Source organism: Blautia sp. 1001283B150304_161114_C9 (genome assembly GCF_015668165.1).
In the GTDB taxonomy this organism is placed as follows: domain Bacteria; phylum Bacillota; class Clostridia; order Lachnospirales; family Lachnospiraceae; genus Blautia_A; species Blautia_A wexlerae.
The window spans coordinates 1-9,483 of sequence record NZ_JADPGO010000057.1 but is presented as its reverse complement, the minus strand read 5'-3'; the positions used below and the strand labels follow the sequence as shown (position 1 = coordinate 9,483).

At 38.8% G+C, this 9,483-nt stretch carries 5 protein-coding genes, 5 pseudogenes and 1 riboswitch; all 10 genes and pseudogenes read right to left on the bottom strand.

Features of this window, described 5'->3' with window-relative positions:
* Positions 1 to 177: 177 nt before the first annotated feature.
* A pseudogene (locus tag I4V44_RS18405) lies at positions 178 to 360 on the bottom strand (transcriptional repressor); the annotation flags it as partial.
* Positions 361 to 402: 42 nt separating this feature from the next.
* On the bottom strand, positions 403 to 1,164 hold the full coding sequence (yaaA, locus tag I4V44_RS16670) for a peroxide stress protein YaaA (protein WP_118759592.1): 762 nt from the start codon (positions 1,162 to 1,164) through the stop codon (positions 403 to 405).
* Complete coding sequence (bcp, locus tag I4V44_RS16665; protein WP_055057979.1) at positions 1,164 to 1,619, bottom strand: thioredoxin-dependent thiol peroxidase; 456 nt, start codon at positions 1,617 to 1,619, stop codon at positions 1,164 to 1,166. Before bcp ends, yaaA begins: the two co-directional genes overlap by 1 nt.
* 3 nt (positions 1,620 to 1,622) lie before the next feature.
* Positions 1,623 to 1,835 (bottom strand): DUF6219 family protein, encoded by a 213-nt coding sequence (locus I4V44_RS16660; RefSeq protein ID WP_118588109.1) that lies wholly within the window; start codon positions 1,833 to 1,835, stop codon positions 1,623 to 1,625.
* Between the two features lie 223 nt (positions 1,836 to 2,058).
* Positions 2,059 to 2,226 (bottom strand): annotated as a pseudogene (locus I4V44_RS18400) (HD-GYP domain-containing protein); the annotation flags it as partial.
* A gap of 9 nt (positions 2,227 to 2,235) precedes the next feature.
* A pseudogene (locus tag I4V44_RS18395) lies at positions 2,236 to 2,445 on the bottom strand (Hpt domain-containing protein); the annotation flags it as partial.
* Positions 2,446 to 2,495: 50 nt separating this feature from the next.
* Complete coding sequence (locus tag I4V44_RS16650) at positions 2,496 to 5,327, bottom strand: transporter substrate-binding domain-containing protein (RefSeq protein WP_118588112.1); 2,832 nt, start codon at positions 5,325 to 5,327, stop codon at positions 2,496 to 2,498.
* 70 nt (positions 5,328 to 5,397) lie between these two features.
* Complete coding sequence (locus I4V44_RS16645; RefSeq protein ID WP_196002994.1) at positions 5,398 to 8,265, bottom strand: response regulator; 2,868 nt, start codon at positions 8,263 to 8,265, stop codon at positions 5,398 to 5,400.
* Positions 8,266 to 8,440: 175 nt separating this feature from the next.
* Positions 8,441 to 8,516, bottom strand: a riboswitch (cyclic di-GMP riboswitch).
* Between the two features lie 224 nt (positions 8,517 to 8,740).
* Positions 8,741 to 9,241: pseudogene (locus I4V44_RS16640) on the bottom strand (ABC transporter permease); the annotation flags it as partial.
* Positions 9,202 to 9,483, bottom strand: a pseudogene (locus I4V44_RS17445) (hypothetical protein); the annotation flags it as partial. The pseudogenes I4V44_RS17445 and I4V44_RS16640, both read right to left, overlap by 40 nt.

Genomic DNA, 9,483 nt, shown 5'->3' with positions numbered 1-9,483 from the left:
TACGCGTGCTGTCCCCTGTAGCCTACTAATCTGAATCATCATAAAAATAATAAGAACTACTAATATCAATATAAGGAAACTCTGTATAATACCTATTATATTTTTACTTTTTTTCTTGTTTGTCTGCATTTTGCAATTTATCCTGAACCTTAAATAATATTCATTTCAATAACTATGCTATTCCTTTACTTTCTCCCTGCATTTTGGGCAAATACCTTTAAATGAAATATCATAATCTAAATATTTTATTCCATTCGTGTCATGAATCATTTCTATCAAGTCTGATATTTCATCCACGTCTACACCTGATACCTCACCGCATTTTACACACCTGACATTGTAATGATTTTTTAAGTTAAATCGAATCACTTTATTAAAAAAATACCTACAATAAGTACCTTTTTAACAAGATGTTATCTCTATTCTGCGTTCAAAAATATATTCCGTATCTGACGATAGATCATGCCTGAACGCATAGCCAAGTCTGTCAAATTTTTTTATATCCTCAGGATTTTCAATACTATTTTCAGCCATGAACCTAACCATTTCACCACGAGCCATCTTCGCATATGTACCTTTTGTCACCAGTTTATCTCCTGATAACTCGCAAAATACAATTGTAATATACTTATCCCGTAATGTCAGATACTTTTCTATAGATTTGGAATATTCTTTTGATGCCAGGTTAATTATAATCCTACTGTTGTCGATCACTGAACAATACAACATATCTCCCCAGTATTCATATAAGTTTTTTGCATCTCCTATGCCGACTTTTGCCTGCATTTCCAAGCGGTAAGATGTCACGCCATCCAACGGTTTTAGAACGCCATAAAACGCAGATAGTATTCTCAAATGATTTTGTACATACTCAAACTGACTGTCCTCAAACACGGATGGAGCCATATATTGAAAAGCAATTCCTTCATATGATAAGACAGCTGGAGTAAGTAAATGATAAAGATCCATGTTTTCCAATCTATTGAAGTTCTGTTCTGTAATTTTGTCATTACATTTCCAGATAGTCTTCAGTTCTTCTTTTGACTTGCTTTTCAACCAACTTTGTATCTCTGTCGTCTTTTCAATAAATTCAGGCAATCCATCCGGCGCTATGCTGTCAGTATCTGTAATCATCTTTTTAGCAGGGGATAATATTATCTTCATTAATCTAATTCCTTAAGCATATTTTCAGGATCATCTGCTGCTTTGACTTTATCATTGGCTTTGATGATAACTCCCTGTTCATCGATAAGATATGTAGTTCTTACCACACCCATAGAGACTTTGCCATAATTTTTCTTTTCTTTCCATACATCATAAGCTTCAATAACTTTCCGCTCTGGATCTGCTAAAAGTGTAAATGCCAGTCCATATTTTTCCTCAAATCTCTTATGAGAGGATACAGAATCCTTACTGACCCCAAGAATAACTGCACCTTTTTCAATAAACTGAGGATATCTCTCGGAAAAACCACATGCCTGTTTCGTACATCCCGCTGTATTATCCTTGGGATAGAAATATAATACTACTTTTTTTCCTGCATAATCCGATAATCTGTGTATTTTTCCATTTTGATCTGGCAACTCAAAATCAGGTGCCTTGACCCCTACTTCCAACATTAATTATTCCTCCCTCTCTGTAACTTTCTCTTTATTCGCCTTTTTCTTCCTATTCCCGGAAATCATTTTATGCCCTGTATATATCGCCATTGTCATACATAGCATAGAGCTTAACGCAAAGTATTTGTGGATTGATTTTAACCCTTTATGCCCAGTGTAAAAAGTACCAATCATTGTGATCAATGCTCCTACTGACCAATATTTATGTGCTTTCATATAATTCCTCCGTCTTTTATCTTCGGTGTTTTTAATTGTAATTATACTATACAATAATCAGATGTCAATTTGATAATGAAACAATCAGGGCAGCCGGGGCTTTGACAGTTACATCGATTATAAAGTCCATTAATCCCGCATAAACTCTAGGTTTTCTTTGTCAATCAATTTGTTTTGATTTATAGTAATGTCGAAAGTAGTTGAATTATTTTAAATCAGATAGTATTTCTTCACCTTTCAATCCATCCGGATAGCCCTTTCCATCCCATCTTTCATGGTGCCATCTGCAGATTTCCCATGCGGTATGTACCAGTGGATAATCTTGCGAAAAGTCCATATCCTTAATTATAGCCGCGCCAAGCTCACTATGGGTTTTCATAATCCTAACCTCATACAGACGGTCAAAGGAAAGATTCTGACACACCCCTTTCAATGTGTGCGCACTGCGGAAAGCATCTTCATAATTTTTATTTTCCAATGCCTGTTTTAACTGTAGATAACTCTGGTCTTCAAGGAACTTTAATGTAAATCTCTGAATCAGTGCTTCGCTGTGAAGGCGTCCCAAAACAGCCTCATAGTTTCCTCCGATAGCTTTATAGCACTCCTGCATTGTCATCTTTTAGCCCTGTCAATTGTATTCCACTAATTCATGAACCTCTGCTAATCATTATGAACATACCTTAAAATCGTTTTTATAACTTCCTCAATCACAATCGGCTTTGACAAATGTGCATTCATTCCTGCATCCAACGATGCCTGAACATCTTCAGCAAATGAATTGGCTGTCATTGCTATAATAGGAATGTTTTTTCCATCCGGTCTGTCATTCATCGCCCTGATTGCTTTTGCCGCTTCATAACCGTTCATTTCAGGCATCATGATATCCATCAGGATTACATCAAATGTGCCTTCCGGATGATTTCTGAAAATCTCAACAGCATTCTTTCCATCTACAGCTCTTTCTACATTCATTCCAAACTCTTCCAGCTGCACGGTCGTAATTTCTGCATTCAGCTCATTATCCTCTGCAAGAAGGACTTTCACACCTGTAAGATTTACCTTTTCAGAAAAACCTGTGTCTGACTTATTACATTCCTTATCAGTAATTTCCAGAGGAATATCCACAGTAAAAGTGGTTCCCTCATGCTTTTTGCTTTGCACGGAAATGGTTCCACCCATCATATCTACATACTTCTTTACGATAGCCATCCCCAGTCCAGCTCCATGGTACTGCGTTCTCACATCGGAATCTTCCTGTGCAAATTCCTCAAAAACTTCTTTTGTAAATTCCTCACTCATGCCAATACCAGTATCCGAAATGCGGTAATGCATATTTATATATCCATCCCCGCCCTTTTCCTGACACCGGGCTTCAAATGTAATCGTCCCTCCATCCGGAGTGAACTTCACGGCATTGCTCAGAATATTTACCAGCACATCTCGCAGACGTACAGGATCCACAAGTACATTGGGGATCTTTGCTTCTTCACGCTGGATCTTAAAGCTGATATCCCTGTTCGTAAGAAAGCCTTTTGTAATATCCAGTGCAAAATCTGTGATACTTTTCAAATCTGTCGGTACCGGATTGTATTTCACTTTTCCACTTTCCACGCGAGTCAAATCTAATACATCATTGATCAGCGACAGTAAATGCTCTGAACTTTCATCAATCTTTTCCAGACAATTTTTCACTTCGTCTGACGGATTATTTTTCATTGCAATACCGGTGAATCCCATGATTGCATTCATCGGTGTTCTCATATCATGGGACATATGTGACAGAAATGCTGTTTTTGCCTTGTTTGCAGCCTGCGCATGCTCTGCCAGTTCCGCCATTTCCTCAGCCGTCTCCTGGGCTGCCTTCTGAGCTTTTTTTCTTGCACTGAGACGCATTGCTATCATAGCCATAGTAGTCAGCAGCCATCCGAAAATAAGAAGAACCCAAACAGTAGCAACAGGATGCAGACGGATCCAGTCAACAAATGTCAGCTCTGCTGCTTTGTATGTGGTATACCGTGCTGCTAGATCTTCGACAAGATTTTGGGGCATGGCATACATTGCTTTCGTCAGAATACCAGCCAGCGCATGGTTCTCTGTTGACGAAACTACCATGCGGTAGGTGAATGTAGGCTGTTCCAGCAGCGTATATGTCATGGTGCCCGTAGTGTCACTATTCACAAACGCCTGTGCCATGTAATAGTAGACGAAGGCAGCATCGGCTTTACCCTTACGGACAGCTTCCATCATTTCCTGCCGGGTACTGCACATCAGCTTTTCTGCACCGGGTGCCATTGCATCTGCAATTGAATTTGATGCTGTCTGGTCAACCGTAGCAACAACATTGATTTCTCCATCAAAGTCACGCCGTGTCACCCTTGCCAGCTGCATTGTAATGAAAGGTGCAGTAAGCCCCCATTTTTTCGTCTCAGCATAGTTATCTGTTTCCAGGCGTGCATCGATACTCATCTCTGTGGCTTCCTTATTTTTCTGATAAGCAATATACTCATCTCTGGTGGCAGGTGTAAGAAACTCATAGGAAATCCCGGCATAGTCTGCAATTTTCCGGAAGTAATCCGGGATAATCCCCTTCATCTCACCATTTTCATTATAAGAATATGGATAACGGGTCGGATCACACAGAACACGAATTGGGTTGTCCTTGGAATATTGTGCAATAATACTTTTTTCTTGCTCCGTATATTCCAGATTCTTAGTTTCTATGCTTTCATAATTTTTATTGTAAAGCGTCGTTTTCCAGTCACCCTCAACCGCATTCATCTGATCGATCGCATAATTGATCTCATTCAGCAATTCTGTATTGCCCTTTTTAACAATGACATAGAAATCGCTGCTGCCAAATTTATCCACGATTCGCTCATTGTTTGTTTTTCTCAGAGAACTGGTAACAATCGCATCAACTTTTTCGCTCTGAAGGGCTTCATCCATTTCTTCGGTCGTATCAAAATAAGATGGAACATATGTAAATCCTTTGTTGTCTGCAAAATCCGCAAACTCTTCATTCCGGGTGTTTCCGTTCAAAAGCGCCACACGCATACCGTTGTAAGTGCTGTAATTGCCGTCCACAATCGTGCTGTTGTCACTGCGGACGGTCAACATCCCATGATTGGTTCCGATCGGACGTGAAAAATCAAACTTTTCTTCTCTGTCCGGTGTTTTGCGGGCAGATGTTACCATGTCGATCTCGCCATCTTCAAGCATCTGCTGCATATCATCCCAGCTCTGATCGTATCCGACATATTCGTAATCTACATCCCAATAACGAGCCATCAACCGAAGGAAATCATAGCCATAACCGCTACGGTTCCCCTCTTCATCCATCATATGGTATCCATCCATGGCAAAGAAACCGACTTTGACAGTTTCATGCTGCGAACTGTCCTCGGCTGCATATGCAGTCTGGGGAGAAAATATCATACACACGCATACAAAAACCAGTAACACTGCCACATATTTCTTTGCTCTCGAAATCATATTAAATCTCCTGTCTGTCAAATATATTTCTCTATACGTCTCCTTGTCAACCTCCTGGTTTAATAAATTTTCACCTGTCCCTACTGCTTCTCAATTCTTCGCATATAGTCTGCTTGATTGTTTTATCATCTAATGGCTTTGCAAGATGTGCGTTCATTCCTGCTTCCATACACCTTTCTGCATCTTCCCTAAATGCATTTGCAGTCATAGCAATGATAGGGATTGTTTTTGCATCCTGCCGTTCCAGGGATCTTATTGTTTTTGTGGCAGTAAGCCCATCCATCACCGGCATCATGACATCCATTAAAATAACATCGTATGTTCCTGATTCGCAGGCTTCAAAGTGCTGAACAGCTTCTAACCCATTTTTCACTGTTTCTACTTTAGCCCCATTTTCCGTCAGTATAAATTCTGCTATTTCCGCATTCAGCTCATTATCTTCAACCAATAATATCCGGACACCTGATATATCTGCATTGAAATCTTCTTTTTCTTCCAGCCGTGCATTCGTATCAATTTTAAATGGAAGTATTACAGTAAAACAGCTTCCTTCACCAAGCTTGCTTTCAACTGTTATGGTTCCGCCCATCTTTTCTACAAGTTGTTTCACAATAGGCATTCCCAGACCTGTCCCATTATAATCAGAACGTGGGGAATTATCTGCCTGTACAAATGGAGTAAACAATTCATTTTTTATAAATTCTTCTGACATTCCAATTCCATTATCTTTTATTTTAAATTCACATGTCATGTGATCTTCTGATCTTTCAATCGTTCTCATACTCATGTAAATAAAACCATTCACCTTATTGTACTTCATACTGTTTGTAAACAGATTCATCAATATTTTTTTCAGATGAACTGCATTGCTCCAAACATATATACCACTGTAATCATCATGTTCTCCTATAACATGAAGTCCTTTTTCTTCTGCCTGAAAAGATAATGACTCCGTGATTTCCTGACATACCTGATCCAGATTGATGGATTCATCACTAAAAACCACGGTATCCGATTCTAACTTTGCCATATCCAAAACATCATTTACCAATGATAATAGCAGTTTCGAAGACTCATTTATTTTATTCAGGCAATCTTTTGCCCGTTCACCATCATTTCCACTTTTTTCAAGAATTGTAAGCATGCCCATAATGCCATTGATCGGTGTCCTGATGTCATGAGACATGTTATTTAAAAAGGAAGTCTTAGCCTTATTGGCACTCTGTGCTTCTACAAGTGCATTTTGTAATTCCTGCTGTTTTTCTTCAAGCTCCTGATTCAACTTCAATGCCTGCTCAGCAGACTTCTTGGATTTTTCTTCCGCACGTTTTGATTTTTTCAAAGAATCAAGAATTATACACAGGGCAACAAAAATAGAGATTCCAACTATGAGTGAGACAGCCAGTAAATTGTCCTGAATAAAATCCTTCGCTGTAACTTTTCGTGAGGAAGCATTATACGAAACTACTGCACCTGAAAATTGAGTTGTAGGCATAGATGTCAGTGTTTTATTCAGAATGGACAAAAGAACCGGTTCTCCCTGCTGAACAGCAAATGAAACATCAGCTTCTTTTGTCAGGAAAACACTATGAAGCTTATTATTTTTCAAATAGTCTGAAACAGTACCTGAATTGCTTACAATACAATCCGTCTCCCCTTTCTGCATTGCTTTTACTGCTGCATCTGATGTCTCATATTCCACAACCTCCCATTGCGGATAATTGTATGAAAGATATGCTTTCAATGCAAAATTATCTTTTTCAACGGCAACTATATTCTCTTTATTTTCATCAAAAGAATCCTTTGCCGTAATTGCTGCCATATTGAGAGTCAATAGCGTATCCGACAAAGCAAATCCATTTGTTTCTGCAAAGTATGGATTCTGGTTTGCATGAAAAATCAGGTCTATTTTTCCATCCTGCAATGCCTGAAGCAGTTCACTTCTTGTATCATACCCCTTTAATTCAAATTCCAGAGTCTGACCTTGCAGACATTTTTCTGCAAGATCCACATAATCTATGATAACACCTGTCAATTTGCCTGTTGATGGATCTACACTGCTGATACCTCCATCCTGATTCAGATACCCTATCCTGATTGCTCCATGCTGCCCGATCCACTCCCTTTCTTCTTTTGAAAGAAACGAGCTGCTCTGTGCAGAAAGATAACGCCTGTAGAGATCATCTGTGTAAAATGGGTTGTCATCCTTGATTCTGCGCATAGCACTATCCAATGCTTCTTTGATATCCGGACGTTCTGGATTTATAGCGAAATAGATTTCTGTCTCTCCAATACTTGTAAGCGGTGAAATATCCGATTCTTCCCAACGGGATTCTTCTACCGAAACGAAGCAGTCAATTTCATGTTTCGACAGTTTGTCCATAATTTCTGTGGTTGTAGAAACATTGATATGCTTCGTATGCAGACCATATTTTGATTCCCATTCATTAAGCACATCCTCCACTATATTATCTTTAGACACACCAATATTTTTTCCCTCAAAAGAATCCAAATTTCCTGCTGTAAGATCCATATTGGATGCATCCGTATAGATGTAGTATTTCTCTTCCCCCATAGGCATATCGGAAAAAAGCATATTTTCAGCACGTTCGTCTGTATAGGAAATGTCACCAAGAATATCAATCTCTCCATTTTCCAACTGTGTAAAGCAGTTTTTCCAATCACTTGTTATGTATTTATATGTCCATCCTGCATAACCTGCAATATCTTGAAGATACTCATAACCATAGCCGCTTCTTTCTCCCTTTTCATTGACTACATTATAAGTTTCCTCAAAAGATCCTACCCGGATAACATTGTCAGAGTTTTCTTTGGCAGATGCAGGAACGGATAAAACAATAGAACATATAATTGTGCAAAATATAATGTAACAAAATTTGAAATTCATTATATTCTGTACTAATTTGCACTTCTTCATCTTTTCTCCCATCCTCTAGGCTACAGTTGCTTGCTTCCAGATTTTAATTTTACATTCATTAATTATCAATAACCTCCCCGCTATTTTTCACAATATTTTTCCAAACAGCTTCTGTATTACTTATTCAAGTGCTCTATCATAAAAAAGCACTGCCAGACAGACAGTGCACCTCATTTCATGCAACTGGCTGCCATTTTACAGGCCCTGTAGCTTTGCGTCCCAGACTTTCATCTGGTTTGCCGATTTCCATATTATAGCTTTAATACTTATGCAAAAAAACTGGTTTTATTATACTATAGCACTCTACTGTACACAAGAAAAACATTACCGTTTTAACGCCAAAAAATAAAAAAAGAACAGCCGATACATATACTCGAACTGTTCTTCTACTTCCGAAGACCACGCAGCATTGACATTACTGTTTCCTGCTCATTTGTACTCAGATCGTTCCATATCCCGCTAAAAACAATATTTCCTATCGTCTGCCTTCACCCGCTGACAACAATGTAACCACATAGTAAATAATTCCAAATACAGCTATACTTCCCATCATAATGCCAATCATCTGATTTATACTCACCACATTTCCATGAAATACCGGATTGCAATCAAGCGTGTCTCTTATCGCTTCAACCATTTCATCCGGATAATTTTTTCTCTCCATCTCTCTGAAAACTCCGTGAAGCATATGATTCTTAATCAATGAAGTGGCATATGTACTCGGAAGATAAGACAGTGCCTTCTGAAGATCTGGTCCAAAATTTGAAATCGGCATATAAGCACCACATATAAAACCATATTCTGCGCTGACAATTGTACCTACAGCCGAAAGCTGTCCCTGTGTTGTCAACGGAAAGCTAATGATACTTGAAAGCGTACTTCCAAACAGGACGAGCAATATCATATCAAATAAAACCCATAATATGTCTGCTGTATTCATATACCATCCCATTTTAAGTAAATATCCCAGACATAACTTTTCTCCGCTGTTTGGTTTTCACAGTCGAACAGCAGGCTGGCAAAATATTTTCCGGACGGTTCCCTGCTCACAGTCACTGATTTCAGCTTCCATCCCTCCGGGATCATACGGTGGAGTTTTATTTTTACCGGCTGCATCTTTGGCAGTTTCAGGAACCTGTCCTGCAGACAGATATTCCCATTTACCATATTCGTTGTATAGGATTTCCGCGAATGTTTTTTTGATTTATAATGCGGAAA

Excerpts from the sequence above, each read along its gene's own strand:
- yaaA (WP_118759592.1), bottom strand. The coding sequence starts at position 1,164 with ATGAAGATAATATTATCCCCTGCTAAAAAGATGATTACAGATACTGAC.
- I4V44_RS16660 (WP_118588109.1), bottom strand. The coding sequence starts at position 1,835 with ATGAAAGCACATAAATATTGGTCAGTAGGAGCATTGATCACAATGATT.
- bcp (WP_055057979.1), bottom strand. The coding sequence starts at position 1,619 with ATGTTGGAAGTAGGGGTCAAGGCACCTGATTTTGAGTTGCCAGATCAA.
- I4V44_RS16650 (WP_118588112.1), bottom strand. The coding sequence starts at position 5,327 with ATGATTTCGAGAGCAAAGAAATATGTGGCAGTGTTACTGGTTTTTGTA.
- I4V44_RS16645 (WP_196002994.1), bottom strand. The coding sequence starts at position 8,265 with ATGAAGAAGTGCAAATTAGTACAGAATATAATGAATTTCAAATTTTGT.